Raw genomic sequence first — 21,151 nt, 5'->3', positions numbered from 1 at the left:
AACGTGATTGTGTATGTTTAGTTGCGTGGTTAAGCAACTAAGTTAGCAAACATTTACGAACCCGTGAATATTCCGCAGGAATATTCGCAAGTAGGCTCAATGAAGCAATTAACTATACACGGTGTTAGCTGTTGCCTTTTCTCTAATGTAACCATATCATTCCAGTATTCGAAGTCCATTTTTCATTCTTTTTAGTGAACAAAATTGTCTTTCCACCACCACATAGTCCTGAACATAAATCTCGAATCATCATAACTGCTTTTGACTTGTCTTCCGAAAAGAGTGGTACTGAAAAACTGTACCAGTTATTTTTATTAGAAAGATTAAATCCAAGTTGATTATTATTCCATTTGAACACTTTCAGCTTTTCTTTTTGCTTAATCATTCCAGAAATATCTTGTTTCGTTAAATCAGAAAGTAAATTTTTAGAGTTCAGTTCGACAGTCCAATTAATTGAGTCCGTTATTTTAGTTTTATCTTTAGATTCCAATTCAGACAATAAAGATTTAAAGTTCTCCTCATCAGATTTATTTAAGTCAAAACTTGATTCCGGTTCTATTATGAGACCATAGCTTAAATTCAGTTCTTGTTCATTTATTACTAATTTCATAAAATCATAAATGTCCTGATTGTATGCCTCATCTTTATTTGAAACTTGTCCGCAACTTATTAAGATGAATAATATTGCAAGTATGTTTAGGTTTCTGTTCATAGGTTACAGCTAACGTGATTGTGTATGGTTAGTTGCGTGGTTAAGCAACTAAGTTAGCAAACTTTTACGAACCCGTGAAAATTCCGCAGGAATATTCGCAAGTAGGGAAGAACAGAGCAATTAATTATACACGGTGTTAGCCACTGGTTTAATTATTCAATATAATCATTCACGTCATCTTCTGGAATCCATTCTTTCATTTCTGGTAAAACTCTTTTTTGCATAAACTCAAAAAAATCCGCGTGTTCAGATTCGATGATATTCCAACCTTTAGCATTTGTCCCGAACGAGGGATGAAAAACAATTACATTTTCGGTTACTTTTCCTTCTACAATTTCAAACCCAACAAATGTGTCCATATCTTGTCTGCGTCCAAAAGTCAGAACTTCCCGATTTTGCTCACACTCAATTTTAAATCGTTCATTGATTGATGAATTTGGATTAATTTCTGTATCAAAATTCCAAGGAATGAATTGAGTCAAATTCAGTTTTGCAAACCAATTATATGAGTTGGGTATTTCGTAGTTCATTCTTAGGTTTTATTCTGTTTTCTTATTATTCCGCTTATTATATTAATCGGAAATATAATTTGTCCAAAAATAACAATAGCAGAAATCAAATAAATTACCATTGTCAAGTTTTCATTAAAATCATATTCCATAATTGACTTTCTGAAAAATTCGTTTAAAATCAGAATCAGAAAAATTCCGCCAAAAGTCAGCGTAACGTGAACCAAATTTAGACGTTTAGAGAGGTTTCCATTCACTTTTTTCACAATCCAATAAATCAGTCCGATTATTCCGAAAATAATTGAAATCAGCGTTGCGAAATGATAATTACTAATCACGTAATATGTATCGTGAATATTTATATCAATTCCTCCGTTTGCATTAAATCCGAGTATAAAAGTGATTACAGCAAATACAAGAAAAATAATGTGTGGTCTTTTAGTTAATAGGTTCATTCAACTTGTGGCTAACGTTGTTGTATATGGTTTGTTGCGTGTTTCAAGCAACTAATTTAGTAAATAATTACCGACCAAGAAAGTCCGCGAGGACTTTCGTAAGTAGGCAAGAAGCCAGCAATAAATTATATACGGTGTTGTGCGTTCGTACTTTTTATTTTAGCATTTTCTTGTGGTGTTCCTCATAACCTGCTACTTTAAAAAGTTCGGCAAAACCATCTTTAAAATCTTTATAATCAAATTCCTTAAAGTCAAATATATTTTGTCCTAAAGAATGGGATTCTCTATTTATATACCTGTAAAAAGCTTGAAATCTATTCGTATTTAGTGGCTCTTGTCTGAAAAAGTTATTTAAATCTTTTTTCTCTACAAAATTGAAAAAATACTCGATAACGTTTCTCATACAATTCGCAATCAAAGCTGGTGGCTGTTTTTCGTCTTTTATAATATACCAATAAGCTTGATAGTCATTCTGTATTTCTTCATATTTCATTTTTTGGAAGTGACTACCATCATTATTTTTTATAAGTCTAAATAATTTTTGAGTTTCTTTTCGTTCATCGTGTTTTGTTTCAGTAATCTCGTAAAAGAAATAAAGACTATGAGTTAATATAAATACTTGTTCATATTTATAATTCCAAATATTCACTTTTTCTCCAGTTTCTTCATTTTTTTTAGTTTTCTTTTTTCCAAAAAATTCGTTTTTAATTAATCTTCCAATATTGAAAACATAAATATGAGAAAGACTTGAAATTGGGTCGTCAATTACAATTATTTTCTTTTTCCCTGTTTCTGTAGCATCTTGTTTTCCTCTGCACATTTCTAAAAAGTACAAAAAGCTTATTATCATTTTTTCTCCTTCACTTAATGAACGAAATACTCTTTCCTTATTTTCTCCTCTAACTATTTTGTAAAGGTTTTCTTTGTGATTTTCAATTTCAAAATCAGTAATTCCCAAGTCAATTAATCCATCATTAATATTTGCAATTGCTTTTTCAATATTAACTGTTTGTTTTTGTTGTTCAGATATGATTGACTTTTTTTCAAGAATTGTTTTATCATAACCGTTAATAGTAGTATTAAGCGAGTCTGTTTTAGTTTTTGATATGTTCTTGTCGGAAAGGTATGAGCTAATTGTTTGGTTATAATCCCAACGCATAATTTGCCAAAAAGTCTTTTTTATTGCTGTTTTTACTGTTGCCTTTTTATCAATTTTATCGTTGTGTTCTAAAATCGAAGCATTAATTTTAATTATAACTTCATTAACTTCTTCTAATAATTTAGTTGAATTTTCCAGAGTTTGAAGTACACTTGGTTTTTTTATCTTTTCTTCAATCTTTTTTTTATTCGATTTGACCAGTTGATTAAATGCACTTAATTTGATTTCAAAATCTTGCTTGAAAGTTTCAAATTTTGGGTTGGCTTCGAAAGTTGCTTTGTTTGGGATTTGCAGAATTGCTTGTGAATATTCTTCAAGAAAAGTTTTTATAGAGTTTATATCTGCTTCATACGAAGCATCAAAGTAATTTTTTATATTTTCTATTAATTCGCTTGAAATGGTTTTTTCTTGACAAAAAGGACAATTTTCATTTTCCGCAAATTGTTGTTCTGGTAAATATTTTAATCCCGATTTTACCCAATCAGAGTTTCCAAGTTTTGTGATTAGTTCAGATACACTACTATTTTCATTACCTACGATTTGTTTATCGAAAATTTTTGCAGTTTCTATATTTGAAGATGAGAATGTGATTTTAGGAAAAAAGCCATATTTTTGAGCATTTTCGCCCATAATTGCTTGAACATCATTCTTTAAGTCATCGATATTTTTGGTTGGTTTATCATCAGGTTTCGTTAATCCTTGGATGTGATTAAATAAATTGTCTTTTGAACCTTTATGACCTTCTAAACAAAACTCAAGAACACGGTCGCCACCACTAAAATCGGTTTTTATTTTCCAAATAGTAACTTTTGCGTTTTCTAACTTTTTACCTATTGATATATTTTCTGTTTCTAATTCTTTGGTTTTTTTTGTTCTTTCTCCGTCAAGATTTTCTATTTCTTTTTCAGCACTAGCAATTTTTGTTATAGCTTCTTTGTTTTCTTTTGAAAGAGTGAAAATTCCTTTTAAACTTTCAGATTCGAAAAAGTTCTCTTGGATAAAAGTTTGATTATAAACAAGAATTTCGTGATTTTCATCTAAACCTACAACAGAACAATCTTTATACTTTTCATCTGCTCTTTTTAAAAGATAATTTGAAAAAGTACTTTTTCCTGTTCCATTTAAACCATAAATAAGATTCAAAGCTTTGTCAGTTTCTAAAGTTGCTTGACTTTTGTAACTCGCTACTTTATTTAGGTCTATTTTGGTTATCATTTTTTAGTCAATTTTTGTTTTTCACGAGAGATTGGTTGTATGACGCACAACGTGTTTGTGTATGATTAGTTGCGTGGTTCAGCAACTAATTTAGCAAACTTTTACGAACCCGTGAAAATTCCGCAGGAATTTTCGCAAGTAGAGAAGAACAAAGCAATTAATTATACACGTTGTTGTAGCACGTTTTATATTTCCTCAAAACTAGATTCCGAATCTGGACCTAATAAATCGTTAAAATCATCTTTTACAATATTCAAATAATTTTGGTCATTGGGATTTATATTTTTCCAAGTAATACCATTTCCTTTTATTTCTCCATATTGGCTTAATGAAAATTTCATTTCACGTGTTTCAGGGTTGTATTTGACTAATTCCATAATATACAACCTATTCAGTTGCATATAATTATCTACATAATTAGGATTTATTGCGAAATTTATTCCAGTATATTGAGTTTGTATACTCGGATACATTAGAATATCTGTTTTCAAATTGTGCTCTGAATAAATTGCTCTATGAGCTAAACAGGATGAAACAGCATATTTCTTGTCAGTTATAAAACAGGTATCTAGAAACTCTAATAGCAATATTATTCCATCGCATTGTCCTTGAGTTAATTTTCCTTTGAAAGGTTCATTTATTCGTTTTCTTTGTGACTCTCTCAATCCATCGTAGTCACTATTTTCAATAAGTTTAGCTTGAATAAAACTCTGAAATATTATATCATTTTCGGATTCTATATTCCATTTTGAAATACAATATTTTTTACTAGTGCCACCATTTTCTCTTGCAACTTCAAGCAACGCTGTAAGCGGATTATTAGAGCCATAGAACACAGGGTAATTCGGAAAATTACATCTGCCAAATCCAACAACATTTATTGGGGGATAACTGTGTTGCGAAAAGAGATTAATATTTTGGATATCGTCCAAAGGTCTAACACGAAAAATATCCATCGCAAAATTCTTTCGTGGAAGTATTGAAAGTAAGTTCGGTAAGTTTCCAAATTCTTCTGTAATCAAATCCGATACAACTTTGATATATTCATTGTGGTTTTTAAAATTATCATAGTTAGGAAACCCTTTTTCTTTTATTCTCTCAATTGCTTCTTTTGCATCATTTAAATTTGGGAAATCTCTTATTATATCATCGCTCATATTTCAATGGGTAGTAATGTGCTACAACGTGTTTGTATATGGTTTGTTGCGTGTTTTAAGCAACTAATTTAGTAAATAATTACCAGCCAAGAAAGTCCGCGAGGACTTTCGTAAGTAGGCAAAAAGCCAGCAATAAATTATATACGGTGTTGCCATTAGTATTTTTCTGTTAATCTTTCAAATCCGTTCATTAAATTGACTAATTTTTGTCTTTCTTCAGAACCTGGATATTCATTTTCAATATAGACTTTTGGTTCGTAACTTCCATAAGCGATATAATTCTTTCCTTGGCAGATTTGAAAGTGATAATTTGCTCCATCACTTATTGACATACTTTGAACAGTTCCTTCTTCTTTTCCTTTTTTCTCGGTTATGTTTAGTTTAGATTTATCGATTTTCAATTTATTTCCCGTTATACATTGGCGCAAATAATTCCAATAATATTCATAGTGTTTTTTCTTAATTCTTTTCCGCTCAACTTTTGTTTTAAATTCAGTTGAGTTTGGTTGATAAACAATAGATCGTTTCACTTTTCCGTCATTTTGGTAAACGATAAATTCAGAATTCTGTCCTTTTGTCCAATAAGATGAATATCCAATTTTAACTATTAATGAATTTCTATCTTTCAATTTTAGCAATTCAATGTAATTATTTTCCGTTTCAGTTTTCCCTTCCCAATCAATTTCAGGAATTTGCCAATTTTGCGAGAAACTAATTAGAGGAACTAAAATTAGTAAGTAGACAATGACTTTTATCATATTAATGGCAACAATTAGATATAGTTATTAACTATATCCGCTCTATATGACTAAGATAATAATTTTTAATGTTTTACTGGTTAAATCAGAATTTGATTCAACCAAATAACTAAAATTACAACAAATAGATCTGATATTTAATAGTTTATAGTGAAGCGTTCTAACCGTAATTTCTAAACACATCATAGAGGTTACAGTTGTAATATTTTGTCTTTTTAAGACGGAGGTATGCCAGATATATTGTAAATATTGAAAGTTTCGTCTGTAATAATATACTATTATGGGGTTTAATTTACCCAAGCGCATTCTTAGTCACATAAACACGCCAACCGATGATAGCAAGTTGTAGTTTAGAAGCTTTGCTGAGGTCTAATTGTTTTTTTGAGTAAGATGGAAGTATGGCTTTGTTAAGCTGAGCCAGAAGTTTAAAGATTTTGTTTTTCATGTTATTGTGAATGGTAAATCTTTAACAAAAATAGTAAAACTTATTCTAGAACTAAGCTCTACATGTTTTGGTTGATGGATTGGTCAGTTGTTAATTTTAGACTATTGCTAAAATAAGTTCAATGATTAATATAGCTAGTGTCATCATAATTTTTTGGGTTTAGAGGTTAATAAAATATGTTATTTGTTTGATTGAGTTTTCAATATATAACCTAAACCTATGTATGTCCAAATATTTTAATCTAAATTGATGAATTTGGATTTGAATTTATAACTAAAAAGATTATACTTGTTTCATTATTATGTGACTTGTCTACAGAGTGATTTTAATTTGTTAATGAAATTCGTGTTTGTTGTTTTAATTTGATATTTTTATAGGGCTGTTTTGAGTTCGTTTTTACAATCCTAGAGGCTAATGATAAGTAAAACATCAGTTTTTTAGTTTTTCATCATTTTTGAGCTATTGACGTATGATAAATTTCATGTTTTATATGAATTGTTTTTTGTATTTAATTTTGAAGTAACAATAGTGTTTAATATTAAAACTATCTTTGATAAAAAATAACGAAGCGATGAAAAAAATTACGATTGTATTACTCTTATTAATTTCAGGATTTAGTTGGTCTCAAGTTTTAGTGATTAACGAGTTGGATGCTGATACTCCAAGTATAGATACCCATGAATTTATAGAGTTAAAATCTGAAACTCCAAATTTTTCAACCGATGGTTACATATTAGTGTTTTTCAATGGGTCGAGTAGTGGTGGAGACCGAAGCTATTTTACATATGATTTAAATGGTTTAACAACCGATATTAATGGTTTGTTAGTGGTAGGAAGTGTCAACGTGACTCCTTTTCCACAATCTTTAATGGCAGAAAATGTTATACAAAATGGACCAGATGCTGTAGCAATTTACCAGGCTTCTATTTTTGATTTCCCAGAAGAGACTGTGGCTACTCAAACTAATTTAATAGATGCGATGGTTTATGGTACTAATGATTCTGATGCTACTGGTTTATTAACCAAGCTTGGACAAACAGTTCAGCATAATGATAATGGTACTAATGCCAATCCTAAATCTATTCAACGCTACGTTGATGACATGGATAATGTCACTTTTTCTGCTGCCACTCCAACTCCAAGAAGAGAGAATGATGGTTCTGGTATTACAATTAATGCGATAACGATTTCTGTAGTAGATGCACAAGTTGAAGAGGGTGACGTTTTTGATATTACGTTTACAGCAGATACTGATGTGACTTCAGATTTAAACTTCAATATAAGTTTAGATAATGATGGGTTTAATACATCTGATTTTGTAGGTGCTACAAGTCTTACTATTCCATCTGGTCTAAACACCATAACTACTACAATTACTTTAATTGATGATGCTGATGATGAAGGTGATGAGGTTTTGAAAATTAGATTTTTGGATTTGGTAGAACCTATTATTGCTAATAATGGAGCTATTGAAATTAGAGTTGTTGATAACGATTTTACAGTTGCAGCCTGGGGAACACCTTTAGAACCTACCTATGGCATTGTAGAAAGTACACAACCAAATGGCTACTATAATAGTTTAGATGGTTTAGCAGATGTACAATTGCGACAAGCATTACAAGATATTGTGGCAGACCCAAGTATTGTTAGAGCGCAAACGTATGCTGATGTTATTGATATTTTAAAAGAGGCTGATGAAAACCCGGAAAATAGTAATGAGGTATGGTTGGTGTATTTAGAAGAAGGACGTGCAAAATTAGATATTCAAACAAATTCTTTAAGTACAGGAAAGTGGAATAGAGAACATACGTTTCCTAGATCTCGTGGTGGCTTTGATAGTATTGAAGAAGATGAAATTGCAGATGGTGTTGATATTTATTGGACGACAAAAGCGGATTCGTTACGTCATGGAAATTCTGATGCACATGCGTTAAGAGCAGTAGATGGACCTGAGAATAGTTCTAGAAATAACCAGTTTTATGGTGAGTATAATGGACCAACTGGTACTGCAGGTAAATTTAAAGGAGATGTGGCAAGAGGAGTGTTCTATATGGCTGTGCGTTATAATGGTTTGGAAATTGTAAATGGTTTTCCTGAAGGAAATGTTGGTGAGTTTGGTGATTTAGCAACCTTATTAGAATGGCATAGAAATGATCCGCCAGACGATTTTGAAATGAATAGAAATAATGTGATTTATAACTGGCAGTTTAATAGAAACCCGTTTATAGATCAACCAGATATGATAGAATATATTTGGGGAAATATGATTGGTGAAGCATGGACTCAGGTATTAAGTGTTGATGATAACACGGAACTTAAAGTCGCTTTATATCCTAATCCAACATCGGGACGTGTTTATATTTCAGGATTAAATGCTAATGCAGATGTTGACGTTTATTCTATAGATGGAAAACTTTTAAAGCAATCGCAATCTGTTGAGGACTATATAGATTTAGATGTGACTTCGGGAATGTACCTTTTGAAGTTAACGAGTAATAATCAATCTGTAATTAAGAAAATTATTGTAGATTAAGGAAGGTGTATTTAAAAATAAAAAAGCCAAACTAATTGATTTTAGTTTGGCTTTTTGTTTTTTAAAGGAGTACTATTTCTGTTTTGTTCTTGTAATTAATTTCCCTTCGGATTTACCATATTCTATATTGGGAATGCCGTCATTAACTTTCCAGGTTGCACTCGTTTTACTGCCTTCTCCATCATCAAGACTAATTTTTATATTCGTAATCTCGCCAACTTTATTGCGTTTTAATTTTGAATAGTTAACGCTAATTCCAATGTTTTCGAGATTTGCTTTGTGGCTGTCTAAGACGTCATCTGTTGTATATTTTGAAATATAGGCGATAGAGGCATTTTTTGAAGCATCTTCGTCATCTATAAAGGTAACACTTGTTAATTCTGATCTCGTAATTTGAAGTGGGTTATCTTTTTTTGTGATGATTACACTTTCTTTTGTAGTTAATTCAATGACTCCATTTTCACCTTTTTCACCATATTGGTTTATAGCCTTCTCTCCTTTTAAAATAGTCATACTTTCGATAATTTCCGCCGAAATGGATTTTAAGTAGTCCGAAGACACTTCTTTACCATTAACAATAACTAAGGGCTTTGGATTTTTATTAGATTGATATGTAATATTTTTATACGCTTTTTGGGGTTGATGTATAATAATCTCCTCGCTGATATTATTAATCTTTAAAGTTTTATCTCCTTCATAGTAATGATCGGACTTTACTTTAGATAAGTTTTCTACTACGGTTGAATCGATTGAAAAGTAAATAGAATCATTAGTATGTGTTTTTTGTTTTGCTATTTTAAAATATAGCGTATCATTTTGGCTGTCACCAGAAGTTGATTTTTCTGAATTATATACCATTATAGTCTCTTCAATTTGCACCTCTTCTTTTAAATTGCTTATACCAAATGTTTTATCAGTCATTTCAAAATTGAAAGGTCGTATACCATCTTCATTTTTGGCTTTATAATTCGCTGTATTATTTTTAGATTTAAATTCAATATTCAAATTACTAATTTTGTTTTCTTTATTACGATTTATGCGTTTAATTTTCATTTGTACATCTCTAGACCTTAAAAGTGTTTTAAATTCTTCTAAACGTTTATCGTTCATTTGATTTGTAAACTTTAGCATTATACCTTGTGATATAATGGAATCCTTAGGTTTCGTTTGCTCATCATTTGTTTTATTGTTATATCTAGCGTGTTGCTGTTGAAACCTTTTATAGTCATCTTCATTCTGAATACCTCTTTTTAAGATGGCTTTAATAGCTCTATTTTGAAGTGCATTAGTTTTTTCGGCATCCTTAATTAAATCCGCATTTTCAAAGTGTAAGGTTGCACCTTCAATTCGTCCAACAAAACCACCTTTATCGCCAAACCATTCTTTATAAATAATAAACGAGTTTATGGTGTTGTTAGAATCACCACCTCCATAACTATGATTATTTAATTTTAAAAAAATTTTAGTGAGCTCATTTGCGTCATTTCTTTTAATTTTAGTAAATACTAAAGTTCCTCCTTTGTTAGCTATAGTCTTGGTCATAGCGTTTAGTTCGGCATCTGATGTGTTTTTTGAAACTTCAAATTGGGAGCTGTCTTCTGAATTTATGGATAGTGTTTCGGTTTCGATATAAACAGTTTCCGTATTCATACTAATTAGTAAGCCAGCCAAAAGCGGTAACATTAACACGTATTTCCACTGGTTTTTTCTGTCTGATCTCGATTTGTTTAACATAAGGATTCGTTTTTTGATTGATGAATTATAAAAGTTATTAGATAATATGGTGTCGTGATTAGCGACACTAGTTTTTAATAATAAATGCTGATAATCCTTTTTAGCGTTAGAATTATTTTGACTTTTAAAATCGGCTATATATTCTAAGTTTTGTCGGACTTCTTTTCGGTATAACCAAATTAAAGGGTTGAACCAAAAGACAACGCAGGCTAATTGTGTGAGTAAAATATCTATTGAATGTAATTGGTTAACATGAACTTTCTCATGGGCTAGAATAAGTTGAAGTTCTTCCTCTTTATAAGAATCAGGGTTATAAACTATCCATTTAAAAAATGAAAACGGTGAAATTTTAGTGTTTACAATCACATAAGTGAAACGCTGCGCTTTCTGTTTTGGATTTTTTAGAAGCAGAAAAACTAAGGATCCAAACTGAACCACAAATTGAATTAAAAATATAGACAATCCAATGCTATATAATATAGGTATAAGTTTAAACCAATCAAATACAACTTCAGGTTGTGCAATAGTGCCAAAACTGGAAGGTGTAGATGGTATAAGTGTAGTTGTTTGTGTTGCTAAAGGTTCTATCGGTATATAAACAGGAATCACAATGAATGGAAAAACAATAGCTAATAATAATCCAGTTAAGAGAAACCATCGGTTATGCTCAAAAAACGTTTCCTTCTTCAAAAAAAGGTAAAAACACAAATACATTAGAACAATTACGGCTGAAGCTTTAAGTAGATATTCCATAATTATTTTTTGTTTTCTATTAATGTAATAATCTCTTTTAACTCATCAACACTTATTTTTTCTTCTTTTGCAAAAAAAGAAACCACATTTTTATAAGAGTTATTGAAGTAGTTTTCAATAGCAGTATTCATAAACTTGGTCTTATAGTCTTCTTTAGTCACAATAGGAAAGTATTGATGCGTTTTGCCATAGGCATTATAACTAACATACCCTTTTTCTTCAAGATTTCTTATGATAGTGGAAAGCGTGTTATAATGTGGTTTGTCTACTAATATTTCAGCTAATACATCTTTTACAAAAGCTTTTTCTAGCTTCCATAAAATGTGCATTATTTCTTCTTCTTTATTGGTTAGCTTTTGCATAGGAGTAAAATCTATTGTTAATTAAAATTCAAATGTATAACTATTTTTGTAGTTATACAACTATAATAATAGTTTTGTAACGTGAAATGTAGTTGTGGTAGGTGTGAAAATGAAATATTATCTTTGCCGTGTTAATTAAAATTTGTAACTAAAAATAAGATAGAGGATGAGTGTGTTTTGGGTAATTGCTGGATTGGCATTGTTGGTTGTTGGCGGAGATTTTTTGGTTAGAGCAGCCGTTGGTTTGTCTTTTAAGCTTAAGCTATCTAAGTTGGTTATTGGGATGACGGTTGTATCTTTTGCGACTTCGGCTCCAGAATTATTAGTGAGTTTACAAGCGGCTTTAGATGGTGTTTCAGATATTGCATTAGGTAATGTTATTGGTTCTAACATTGCTAATATTGGTCTAGTTCTAGGGATTACAGCGATTATTACTCCTTTAGCGGTAGATAAAGATTTCTACAAGCTGAATTGGCCCATGATGATGCTAATATCCTTTGTGTTGTATTATTTCTTGTGGAATGATAATATTTTAACAGCACTCGAAGGAGCTATTTTATTTATCGCATTAATTGTTTTTCTAGTTGTTTTAATTAGAAGTTCAAGAAAATCTACAAAAGCAAATATGGAAGACGTAGATGATGCTTTAGCTGTAGTTTCTAATTTTAAGATTATTGCGTGGTTGCTTATTGGTGCTGCCGGATTATATTTTGGGTCAGAGTGGTTAGTACAAGGAGCTAAGCAATTGGCAGAATCTATAGGAATAAGTGATTATGCTATTTCGGTTACTGTTATAGCTATCGGAACAAGTGTGCCAGAGCTTGCGGCTTCAGTTATTGCAGCGTTAAAAAAGGAAAAAGCAATGTCTTTAGGAAACCTTATTGGATCTAATATTTTTAACATCGCTTCTGTTCTAGGTTTAACTGCAATTATAAAACCAATTGTTGTTAACCCAGACACTCCACAAATCTTATCAACCAATATCTTTTGGATGATTGGTTTTGCTGCGATTTTAATTCCGTTTATAATCATACCTAAACGCTTTGAGATAGGTCGTGTTAAAGGCATGTTGTTATTTGGTGCGTATATAGTTTTTATATATCTAACTTTAAAATAGGCATATGTTTTTTCGTTTGGCCTATTCTTCTATTAACAGTTTTAAATAGGACTATAGAACGACAACATCTGCTACAGCTTTTGTAATCTTATTACAACATAAAAAAGCCACTTGAAAATGTATTTCAAGTGGCTTTTTATTAGGTTATAGTCTAATTAAGACATTGTCTTATTTTGTAACAATAAACTTCTTAGTAATGCTAGAGTTTCCAGTTGTAATCTTATATACATATAAGCCAGCTGCTAAACTTACTGTGTTAAACTCTGCTTTGTATACTTGACCTGAATATGCTTCGTTATTGAATACTTGTCCAACGTTACGACCATTAATATCAAATACCTCTATTAATACTTTACTTGTAGTTTGTGGTTTAAATTCAATATATGAAACACCATTTGTAGGATTAGGGTATGTTGATAAGCCTAATTCGTTTGCGTCTACAGTATCAACACTTAATAAACGGTATTGTTCTTCTGCGTATGCTTGGTAGTTAAACTGTTCGCAAGTACCAATAGCAATTACACCATCAAGATCAAAAGCATCTTCAGTTGTAGATAATTCATTGTCATTTACAATTTTCACGTAATAGATAAAATCAAAATCACCAGCATCAGAAATGTCAATAGTGTTATCCGATTTACATACAGTACCTGCAAAATGATAATTGATGTCATCTGCAGAAACGTATACGTTAGCGTATTCGCCATAAGTTTCGCAACCCCATGTGTTTTGGAAAGTCGTTTCAACGACAACTAAATCTGGACCTGCTTGGTTGTATACTGCACCACCAAATGTTAAAGTGATTTCTCCTCCATAACCAAGGGTTGTAAATACATACTCATCAGTTCCTTCTGGAACACCTAGTGTATTTTCTGGAGTTTCAGTTCTGATAGCATCAATAACACCACCATTCTTTTTAGTTCCTTCTAAATAGTTAAAGTAATCTACAGGGTAACAGCCAGCTGGTGTAGGTTCAATTACTTCGTTACATCCTGTTAATGCAACAACAGCATCTAAATCAAAACCATCTGTAGAAACTGATCCACTAGGAGTTGTATCTACAATTTTTACTTGAGTAATATATGCAAGTGCAATAGGTGCATTGCTAATATCTAAATCTCCAGCATCATCAGTTAACACTGATCCAATTAAGTAAAAGTCTATACCGTTTTGAGATACATAGATGTCAGCAGATTCTGGATAGCTTGAAAAAGAAGCATTTCCAAAAGTAGTTTCAACAACTTCAATGTCAGCACCATCATTATTATATACTGCACCATCAAAAGTTATTGTAACTTCTCCACCATGACCTAGTGATAAAAAGTTCATAGAATCATCCATTTGTGGATCTCCTAAAGCTTTGCTTGTATCCATACGCTCAGCAACTGTTAACGCATTTCCATTGCTATCTAATCCTGGAATATAGTTTATAGCTCCTGACCCGTAACAAACATCACTAGGGATATCTTCACAACCATTAACGGCTTCAACGCCATCTAAATCATAACCATCACCAGATCCGTATGTTGTATCTGAAATTCTGATTTGAGTAACGTAATCTAAAGCGATTCCGTCTAAGTCTATAGCGCCATCACGGCAAACATCTCCGTAAATAACCCAAGTTTCTCCATCTTGAGAAAGCTCAATTAACGCAGTTTCATCATCTCCTCTACCACAAGTATCTCCAGAGAATGAAGTTTCATAAATCATTATATCTGTACCTGCTTGGTTGTATACAGCACCTCCTAAAGCAAGAGTGATACTTCCTTTAATACCTAAGGTGTAAAATCCATTAGGAGAATTTGATTTGTCTGGTGTATTTAAAGCTGCATTAACATCAGAACGATCCGCACTTACTGGATTACCGTCTGATTTCGTACCTTGGATTGACGTGATCACTTCAACCGCGTTGCAGCTGCCTTGTGAATTGTCCTGAAAGGCATTCATGTTAATTGTCATAAAAGTCGTAACTCCACATAAAATTGGAAGTAGGTGCTTTGTAAAATTTTTCATAATTTATAAATTTGGTTAATAACAATACAATATTATGAAGTTGTGTATTAGTAGCCTAAAAAAGGCGAAGACTGCCGGAAAAAGTCGGTAAGATGATAAGATTTACTTTTAAAAACAGATTTTATCGTTGTAAGGAATTACTCCATGGTCTTTGCTCTTTTTGATTAGTAAAAGTTATAAGTATGAGTGAAATACCATAAAATATAATGTTAAAGAGGATATGTTTTTTTTGGATTGATATAGTAAAATAAGTTGATTTAGAAACTGTTTGATTAAAGCTATCGGCTAATAAGAAGTGTAAAATGTTTAGCTATTAAATGTGTTTTTAGCTTTATATATATTAAGGAGTAAAAAAGTCGTCTAGAAAATATTTTCTAGACGACTTTTTATTATAATTTAAGTAGTTGCTAATTAAGAAACATTAGCACTTTTTACAGTTTTGATAATTCTACCTGCAATTTTGTATGGATCACCATTAGAAGCTGGTCTTCTATCTTCTAACCAACCTTTCCAGCCTTTCTCAACTACGATAATAGGAATACGGATTGAAGCTCCTCTATCTGAAACTCCCCATGAGAAATCATTGATAGATGCCGTTTCATGTAAACCCGTTAAACGTTGGTCGTTAAATTCACCATATACTTCAATGTGTTCTTTTACAACTGGGCGGAAAGCTTCACAAATTTTTGCATAAGTTTCTTTATCACCACAAGTTCTTAAAACCTCGTTAGAGAAGTTAGCGTGCATTCCAGAACCATTCCAGTCCATATCTCTACCTAATGGTTTAGGGTGGTATTCAATATAATAACCATATTTTTCAGTTAAACGGTCTAATAAATATCTCGCAATCCAGATTTCATCTCCAGCCTTTTTAGCACCTTTTGCAAACAATTGGAATTCCCATTGTCCTGAAGCAACTTCTTGGTTAATACCTTCAAAGTTTAAACCAGCTTCAATACATAAATCAGCATGTTCTTCAACTAAACCTCTACCATGAGTATGTAACCCACCAACAGAACAGTAATACATACCTTGTGGTGCAGGATATCCACCAATTGGGAATCCTAAAGGCAATTGAGTTTTTGTATCCATTATAAAATACTCTTGCTCAAAACCAAACCAGAAATCATTATCATCATCATCAATAGTTGCTCTACCATTAGAAACGTGAGGTGTTCCGTCTGCATTTAAAACTTCTGTCATTACCAAGTATCCATTAATTCTGTCTGGATCAGGATAGATTGCAACAGGTTTTAATAAACAGTCAGAAGATCCACCTTCAGCTTGTCTAGTTGACGACCCATCAAAAGACCACATGCCTAACTCTTCTACAGTTCCTTTAAAGTCTTCGTGCTCTTCAACTTTGGTTTTACTTCTCATGTTTTGAGTTGGGAAGTAACCATCTAACCAAATGTATTCTAATTTAATTTTTGCCATAATGAATGTTTTGTTTATCTAAAATGAATATTACAAATATTGCTATTTTTTTTTACCCATCAAAAAAATTGGGGTGATTTACGTAGAATGTTATGAATTATTATTGATACCCTATTTTCAGATGGGCAATATGCTATTTTTTAAATATTTTGTATTTTTGACCTTAAAAATTAGCAATATGTCAACACTTAGATTTCATGCTGTAAAAGCATCTTTAAAAAGAAAGCCAATTAAGATAAAAGAAGGAAAACGACGTTCGGAAATATTTGGTTCGAATGTTTTTAACGAGGTCGCAATGCGTCAGTATTTAACCAAAACATCATTAAATAGCGTGTTAGAAGCTATTGAAAAAGGGGCTAAGATAAATCGTCTAGTTGCAGACCATATTTCGACAGGAATGAAAGAATGGGCCATTTCTAAAGGCGCAACACATTATACACATTGGTTTCAACCATTAACCGGAGCAACAGCAGAAAAACATGATGCGTTTTTTGAAACTATTGGTGGTGGACTCGCTATTGAAAAATTCGGAGGTAACCAACTAGTGCAACAAGAACCAGATGCTTCAAGTTTTCCAAATGGAGGTATTAGAAATACATTTGAAGCTAGAGGTTATACCGCTTGGGATCCAACATCTCCAGCTTTTATATATGATAAAACATTATGCATTCCAACAGTTTTTGTGTCGTATACAGGTGAAGCCTTAGATTTTAAAACTCCACTTTTACGAGCATTGCAAGTAGTAGATACTGCTGCGGTTGCAGTCTGTAAATATTTTGATAAGAATGTAAAAAGAGTGAACACTTCGTTAGGTTGGGAGCAAGAGTATTTTTTAATAGATACGGCTTTAGCAGCTTCTCGACCAGATATTTTATTAACAGGACGAACAGTCTTAGGACATTCACCTGCAAAGGGGCAACAATTAGATGATCATTATTTTGGGACTATTCCTGCAAGAGCAATGGCTTACATGCGCGATTTGGAACACCAATGTATGTTATTAGGAATTCCTGTTAAAACAAGGCATAACGAGGTGGCTCCAAACCAATTTGAATTAGCGCCCATCTTTGAAGAAGCTAATTTGGCAGTAGACCATAACTCGTTGTTAATGGATATTATGCAGAAAATTGCTAAGCGACATAGTTTTACAGTGCTTATGCATGAGAAACCATTTGCTGGTGTTAACGGTTCTGGTAAGCATAATAACTGGAGTTTATCTACAAATACAGGTGTTAATTTATTATCTCCAGGAAAAACACCAATGAGTAACCTTCAGTTTTTAACCTTCTTTATAAATACGATTAAAGCGGTGCAAACCCATGAAGAGTTGTTAAGAGCAGCCATTGCTTCTGCTAGCAATGACCATCGTTTAGGTGCTAATGAAGCACCTCCTGCGATTATATCTATTTTTATCGGAGATCAACTGACTAAGGTGCTAGGTGAGTTAGAGACCGTGACGAAAGGAAAATTATCTCCTAAAGAAATCACAGATCTAAAACTTAATGTAGTTGGAAAAATACCTGAAGTTATATTAGATAATACAGATAGAAATAGAACATCATCATTCGCTTTTACGGGGAATAAATTCGAATTTAGAGCAGTCGGTTCTACAGCTAACTGTGCTAATCCAATGACCGTTTTAAGTACTATAGTTGCAAAACAACTAATGGATTTTAAAATTGAAGTTGATGAGTTAATCGATAAGAAATCCATGAAAAAGGATGATGCCATATTTAATGTATTAAGAGAATACATTAAAACATCTAAAGCTATTCTTTTTGAAGGTAACGGTTACAGTGAAGCATGGGAGAAGGAAGCTAAGAAACGTGGATTAAGCAATAATAAGACCACACCAGAGGCTCTGAAGATTAAGAAGGCTAAATCAACCATTGAACTTTTTGAAAGTTTAGGGGTGATGAATAAAATAGAGTCTGAATCGCGCTACGAAATTGAGATGGAAGATTACATTCATCATATTCAAATAGAAAGTAGAGTTATTGGTGATATTGCCAGAAATCATGTAGTACCTACAGCTGTGAGATACCAAAACATTTTAATAGAAAATGTAACAGGTCTCAAATCTATTTATGGTGATCGCTTTAAAGATTTTGCAAAAGCACAGTTGGTTCTTATTGAAGAAATCTCGGAACATATTGAAACGATTAACTCCACAGTGACTCAGATGACAGAGGAGCGAAAAGTATCTAACAAGGAAACCTGTTTAGAAAAGAAGGCGGATGGGTATTGTAATAAAGTGAAGCCGTTGTTTCAAGATATTAGATATCATTGTGATAAATTAGAAATAATGATTGATGATGAATTATGGCCATTAACCAAATATAGAGAGCTTTTGTTTACGAAATGATATTTATACCATAATGAGAAGGTTATTTGTCGTTATTTTCATTCGATGAAATACGTATATATACGTACAGTGGAAAGTGACAAATTGGTGTTTTGTGTAGTTTGTCGATGACATTAAACTAGTTGTCGAAAAGGTGGTTAAATCATGTTAAATATTTGATGGTAGTCAATTTAGCACTACGTTTATTGCGTATCTTTGTAGGGCTATTAATCAATATTTGTAAAAATGAAAAAGTTACTACTAAGTGTAGCAATTCTTGTTGGAGCAACGCTTATTTTATCACAAGACAATTCAGGTGAATTGAAAAATGTTAATAATGATGATGTTGCAAGTATTCAGGTAAAACTACCGATAGATCTTAAAAATTAAGACAAAATTATTAGGTAATATTTACCTTTAAAGTATAAAGATAAAATCGATAATTCGGTTTTATCTTTTTTTTTGCTATTAGAAGTCACTTTCGAATATAATATTTTTTATATTGTACATCTCCTAACGTACTAAATTTAAGGGATATGACTTCTAGATTCAATAGTGTTTTATTGAGTATTATAATGACTGCAGTCTGTTTTAATTCTGTGTTTTCTCAAGAGACAGATGATAAGAAAGATAAATCTATTACGAAGAGATTTACCTTTTTTGAAAAAAGAGGGTCTCATGCCATCGATTTAGCCGCAGGTTCTGCAATTTTTGATGGTGATTATCCAGATGCAGAATATGAGCTTTATTTTAGAGCAGGATATAAGCATCATATCACAAGCCATTTAAACCTAAATTTTACATACAATAAATACAATTTAGCCGTTAAAGATGTTTTTAATGAGGGCTTTATGTCTTTCGATTTAAATTTAGAATATCTAATTAGTCCTTTCCGAAATGTATCGCCATTTATATACGTAGGTGGTGGTTACAATGCAACTAACTTCTTAGAAACCACAGCGACTAAAGCGCAAGGTGGTTTGGGTATAGAATTTCTTATAGCAGATGGTGTTGGGGTAAAACTTTTTGGAGAATACAATTACATGTTTACTGACGATCATCTAGATGGACTTGTTTTAGGAGAAACAGATGATACTTTACTCAGAGCCGGATTAGGTCTCAATATATACTTTGGTGGCAATAAGAAAAAGGAGGCTTTAAGAAAAAAAATGAAAACTGTTATTAATTCCAACTTAATCATTCCTTATAATTAAACGCAATCCTTACTTTTGCAACACCAATACTAATAATTTGTACCATGAGTAATTCGGTGAGTAAAAGATATGCGCAAAGAGGAGTTTCTGCTTCAAAAGAGGACGTCCACAATGCTATAAAGAATATAGATAAAGGATTGTTTCCTAAAGCGTTCTGTAAAATAGTTCCAGATTATTTGACTAATGATAGCAATTATTGTTTAATAATGCATGCCGATGGTGCAGGTACGAAGTCTTCATTAGCATACATGTATTGGAAAGAAACGGGAGATATTTCTGTTTGGAAAGGTATTGCGCAAGATGCTTTAATCATGAATATTGACGACTTACTTTGTGTTGGTGCTACAGATCATATAATGTTGTCTTCAACCATAGGAAGAAATAAGAATCTAATTCCTGGCGAAGTCATTTCTGCAATTATTAACGGAACAGAAGATTTAATTGAAGATTTAAAGTCTTTTGGTGTGACTATTCATTCAACTGGTGGTGAAACTGCAGATGTTGGAGATTTAGTGAGAACGATTATTGTAGACTCTACAGTTACAGCTCGTATAAAACGCTCAGACGTTATTGATAATGCTAATATTGTTGCAGGTGATGTTATTGTAGGCTTAGAGTCTTTTGGGCAAGCATCTTACGAAACCGAATATAATGGAGGTATGGGAAGTAATGGTTTAACCTCTGCAAGACACGATGTATTTTCAAAATATTTAGCTGAAAAATATCCAGAAAGTTTTGATGCTGCCGTGCCAGAAGATTTAGTGTATTCCGGACAAACAAAATTAACAGATGCAGTTGAAGGGTCACCAATAGATGCTGGGAAGTTAGTATTATCGCCAACACGTACGTATGCCCCAATTATAAAAGCAATTCTAAACAAATTTAATAGTGATACTGTTCATGGTATGGTGCATTGTAGTGGAGGTGCACAAACAAAAATTCTACATTTTATAGATGAACTTCATATTGTAAAAGATAATATGTTCGAAGTTCCGCCGTTATTTAAACTCATTCAAGAGCAATCTAAAACGGATTGGAAAGAAATGTATCAAGTATTTAATTGTGGCCATCGCATGGAATTATATGTAAAACCAGAGGTGGCAAATGCCATTATTGAGATTTCAAAATCGTTTAATGTAGATGCTAAAATTATTGGTCGCGTAGAAGCTTCAGATAAGAAGCAACTCACCATTAATAGTGAATACGGCACATTTACATATTAATTTTTTTAAAC

17 protein-coding genes are annotated in these 21,151 nt (G+C 32.1%); 6 read left to right on the top strand and 11 right to left on the bottom strand.

The window, feature by feature from the left end; genetic code table 11:
* Nucleotides 1–142: 142 nt before the first annotated feature.
* The 7 genes from HM992_RS18195 to HM992_RS19870 form a co-directional block, all read right to left on the bottom strand.
* Nucleotides 143–712: a hypothetical protein gene (locus HM992_RS18195; RefSeq protein WP_179320907.1), complete on the bottom strand. Its 570-nt coding sequence runs from the start codon at nt 710–712 to the stop codon at nt 143–145.
* A gap of 152 nt (nt 713–864) precedes the next feature.
* Nucleotides 865–1,242: a hypothetical protein gene (locus HM992_RS18190; RefSeq protein ID WP_179320905.1), complete on the bottom strand. Its 378-nt coding sequence runs from the start codon at nt 1,240–1,242 to the stop codon at nt 865–867.
* Nucleotides 1,243–1,244: 2 nt separating this feature from the next.
* Nucleotides 1,245–1,676 (bottom strand): cbb3-type cytochrome c oxidase subunit I, encoded by a 432-nt coding sequence (locus HM992_RS18185; protein ID WP_179320903.1) that lies wholly within the window; start codon nt 1,674–1,676, stop codon nt 1,245–1,247.
* Nucleotides 1,677–1,830: 154 nt separating this feature from the next.
* Complete coding sequence (locus tag HM992_RS18180; protein ID WP_179320901.1) at nt 1,831–4,050, bottom strand: AAA family ATPase; 2,220 nt, start codon at nt 4,048–4,050, stop codon at nt 1,831–1,833.
* A gap of 185 nt (nt 4,051–4,235) precedes the next feature.
* The gene (locus tag HM992_RS18175; RefSeq protein ID WP_179320899.1) at nt 4,236–5,207 is read right to left on the bottom strand and encodes a hypothetical protein; all 972 of its coding nucleotides are present in this window, start codon (nt 5,205–5,207) and stop codon (nt 4,236–4,238) included.
* A gap of 155 nt (nt 5,208–5,362) precedes the next feature.
* Nucleotides 5,363–5,965, bottom strand: a complete 603-nt coding sequence (locus HM992_RS18170) for a hypothetical protein (RefSeq protein WP_179320898.1) — start codon at nt 5,963–5,965, stop codon at nt 5,363–5,365.
* A gap of 292 nt (nt 5,966–6,257) precedes the next feature.
* Complete coding sequence (locus tag HM992_RS19870) at nt 6,258–6,410, bottom strand: SsrA-binding protein (RefSeq protein ID WP_215935098.1); 153 nt, start codon at nt 6,408–6,410, stop codon at nt 6,258–6,260.
* Between the two features lie 571 nt (nt 6,411–6,981).
* On the opposite strand from HM992_RS19870, the gene HM992_RS18165 reads away from it, so the two are divergent.
* Nucleotides 6,982–8,943 carry an endonuclease gene (locus tag HM992_RS18165; protein ID WP_179320896.1) on the top strand — a complete coding sequence of 654 codons (1,962 nt, stop codon included), beginning with the start codon at nt 6,982–6,984 and terminating at the stop codon, nt 8,941–8,943.
* A 72-nt stretch (nt 8,944–9,015) separates the two neighbouring features.
* Here the strand turns inward: HM992_RS18165 and HM992_RS18160 are convergent, their stop codons facing one another.
* Nucleotides 9,016–11,430, bottom strand: a complete 2,415-nt coding sequence (locus tag HM992_RS18160) for a M56 family metallopeptidase (RefSeq protein WP_179320894.1) — start codon at nt 11,428–11,430, stop codon at nt 9,016–9,018.
* A 2-nt stretch (nt 11,431–11,432) separates the two neighbouring features.
* A complete protein-coding gene (locus HM992_RS18155; protein ID WP_178983719.1) occupies nt 11,433–11,792 on the bottom strand; it encodes a BlaI/MecI/CopY family transcriptional regulator in 360 nt (119 codons plus the stop codon).
* A 166-nt stretch (nt 11,793–11,958) separates the two neighbouring features.
* Between HM992_RS18155 and HM992_RS18150 the strand changes: the two genes are divergently transcribed.
* Nucleotides 11,959–12,909: a calcium/sodium antiporter gene (locus HM992_RS18150; RefSeq protein ID WP_179320892.1), complete on the top strand. Its 951-nt coding sequence runs from the start codon at nt 11,959–11,961 to the stop codon at nt 12,907–12,909.
* 168 nt (nt 12,910–13,077) lie between these two features.
* On the opposite strand, the gene HM992_RS18145 is transcribed toward HM992_RS18150, so the two are convergent.
* The gene (locus HM992_RS18145) at nt 13,078–14,922 is read right to left on the bottom strand and encodes a T9SS type A sorting domain-containing protein (RefSeq protein WP_179320890.1); all 1,845 of its coding nucleotides are present in this window, start codon (nt 14,920–14,922) and stop codon (nt 13,078–13,080) included.
* A 411-nt stretch (nt 14,923–15,333) separates the two neighbouring features.
* A complete protein-coding gene (locus HM992_RS18140; protein WP_178983722.1) occupies nt 15,334–16,359 on the bottom strand; it encodes a glutamine synthetase beta-grasp domain-containing protein in 1,026 nt (341 codons plus the stop codon).
* Between the two features lie 178 nt (nt 16,360–16,537).
* Here HM992_RS18140 and HM992_RS18135 point away from each other — a divergent pair, with 178 nt between their 5' ends.
* The 4 genes from HM992_RS18135 (at nt 16,538) to HM992_RS18120 (ending at nt 21,140) form a co-directional block, all read left to right on the top strand.
* Complete coding sequence (locus tag HM992_RS18135; protein ID WP_178983723.1) at nt 16,538–18,724, top strand: glutamine synthetase III family protein; 2,187 nt, start codon at nt 16,538–16,540, stop codon at nt 18,722–18,724.
* 225 nt (nt 18,725–18,949) lie between these two features.
* Nucleotides 18,950–19,093 (top strand): hypothetical protein, encoded by a 144-nt coding sequence (locus HM992_RS18130; protein WP_178983724.1) that lies wholly within the window; start codon nt 18,950–18,952, stop codon nt 19,091–19,093.
* A 146-nt stretch (nt 19,094–19,239) separates the two neighbouring features.
* Nucleotides 19,240–19,917 carry a Curli production assembly/transport component CsgG gene (locus HM992_RS18125; protein ID WP_229720528.1) on the top strand — a complete coding sequence of 226 codons (678 nt, stop codon included), beginning with the start codon at nt 19,240–19,242 and terminating at the stop codon, nt 19,915–19,917.
* A 44-nt stretch (nt 19,918–19,961) separates the two neighbouring features.
* Nucleotides 19,962–21,140 carry an AIR synthase related protein gene (locus tag HM992_RS18120; RefSeq protein ID WP_179320888.1) on the top strand — a complete coding sequence of 393 codons (1,179 nt, stop codon included), beginning with the start codon at nt 19,962–19,964 and terminating at the stop codon, nt 21,138–21,140.
* Nucleotides 21,141–21,151 lie beyond the last annotated feature (11 nt).

The organism is Winogradskyella helgolandensis (assembly GCF_013404085.1).
Classification (GTDB): domain Bacteria; phylum Bacteroidota; class Bacteroidia; order Flavobacteriales; family Flavobacteriaceae; genus Winogradskyella; species Winogradskyella helgolandensis.
The sequence above is the reverse complement of the archived record's forward strand: the minus strand, read 5'-3'. Positions and strand labels throughout refer to the sequence as shown.

Excerpts from the sequence above, each read along its gene's own strand:
- HM992_RS18195 (WP_179320907.1), bottom strand. The coding sequence starts at position 712 with ATGAACAGAAACCTAAACATACTTGCAATATTATTCATCTTAATAAGT.
- HM992_RS18190 (WP_179320905.1), bottom strand. The coding sequence starts at position 1,242 with ATGAACTACGAAATACCCAACTCATATAATTGGTTTGCAAAACTGAAT.
- HM992_RS18185 (WP_179320903.1), bottom strand. The coding sequence starts at position 1,676 with ATGAACCTATTAACTAAAAGACCACACATTATTTTTCTTGTATTTGCT.
- HM992_RS18180 (WP_179320901.1), bottom strand. The coding sequence starts at position 4,050 with ATGATAACCAAAATAGACCTAAATAAAGTAGCGAGTTACAAAAGTCAA.
- HM992_RS18175 (WP_179320899.1), bottom strand. The coding sequence starts at position 5,207 with ATGAGCGATGATATAATAAGAGATTTCCCAAATTTAAATGATGCAAAA.
- HM992_RS18170 (WP_179320898.1), bottom strand. The coding sequence starts at position 5,965 with ATGATAAAAGTCATTGTCTACTTACTAATTTTAGTTCCTCTAATTAGT.
- HM992_RS19870 (WP_215935098.1), bottom strand. The coding sequence starts at position 6,410 with ATGAAAAACAAAATCTTTAAACTTCTGGCTCAGCTTAACAAAGCCATA.
- HM992_RS18165 (WP_179320896.1), top strand. The coding sequence starts at position 6,982 with ATGAAAAAAATTACGATTGTATTACTCTTATTAATTTCAGGATTTAGT.
- HM992_RS18160 (WP_179320894.1), bottom strand. The coding sequence starts at position 11,430 with ATGGAATATCTACTTAAAGCTTCAGCCGTAATTGTTCTAATGTATTTG.
- HM992_RS18155 (WP_178983719.1), bottom strand. The coding sequence starts at position 11,792 with ATGCAAAAGCTAACCAATAAAGAAGAAGAAATAATGCACATTTTATGG.
- HM992_RS18150 (WP_179320892.1), top strand. The coding sequence starts at position 11,959 with ATGAGTGTGTTTTGGGTAATTGCTGGATTGGCATTGTTGGTTGTTGGC.
- HM992_RS18145 (WP_179320890.1), bottom strand. The coding sequence starts at position 14,922 with ATGAAAAATTTTACAAAGCACCTACTTCCAATTTTATGTGGAGTTACG.
- HM992_RS18140 (WP_178983722.1), bottom strand. The coding sequence starts at position 16,359 with ATGGCAAAAATTAAATTAGAATACATTTGGTTAGATGGTTACTTCCCA.
- HM992_RS18135 (WP_178983723.1), top strand. The coding sequence starts at position 16,538 with ATGTCAACACTTAGATTTCATGCTGTAAAAGCATCTTTAAAAAGAAAG.
- HM992_RS18130 (WP_178983724.1), top strand. The coding sequence starts at position 18,950 with ATGAAAAAGTTACTACTAAGTGTAGCAATTCTTGTTGGAGCAACGCTT.
- HM992_RS18125 (WP_229720528.1), top strand. The coding sequence starts at position 19,240 with ATGACTTCTAGATTCAATAGTGTTTTATTGAGTATTATAATGACTGCA.
- HM992_RS18120 (WP_179320888.1), top strand. The coding sequence starts at position 19,962 with ATGAGTAATTCGGTGAGTAAAAGATATGCGCAAAGAGGAGTTTCTGCT.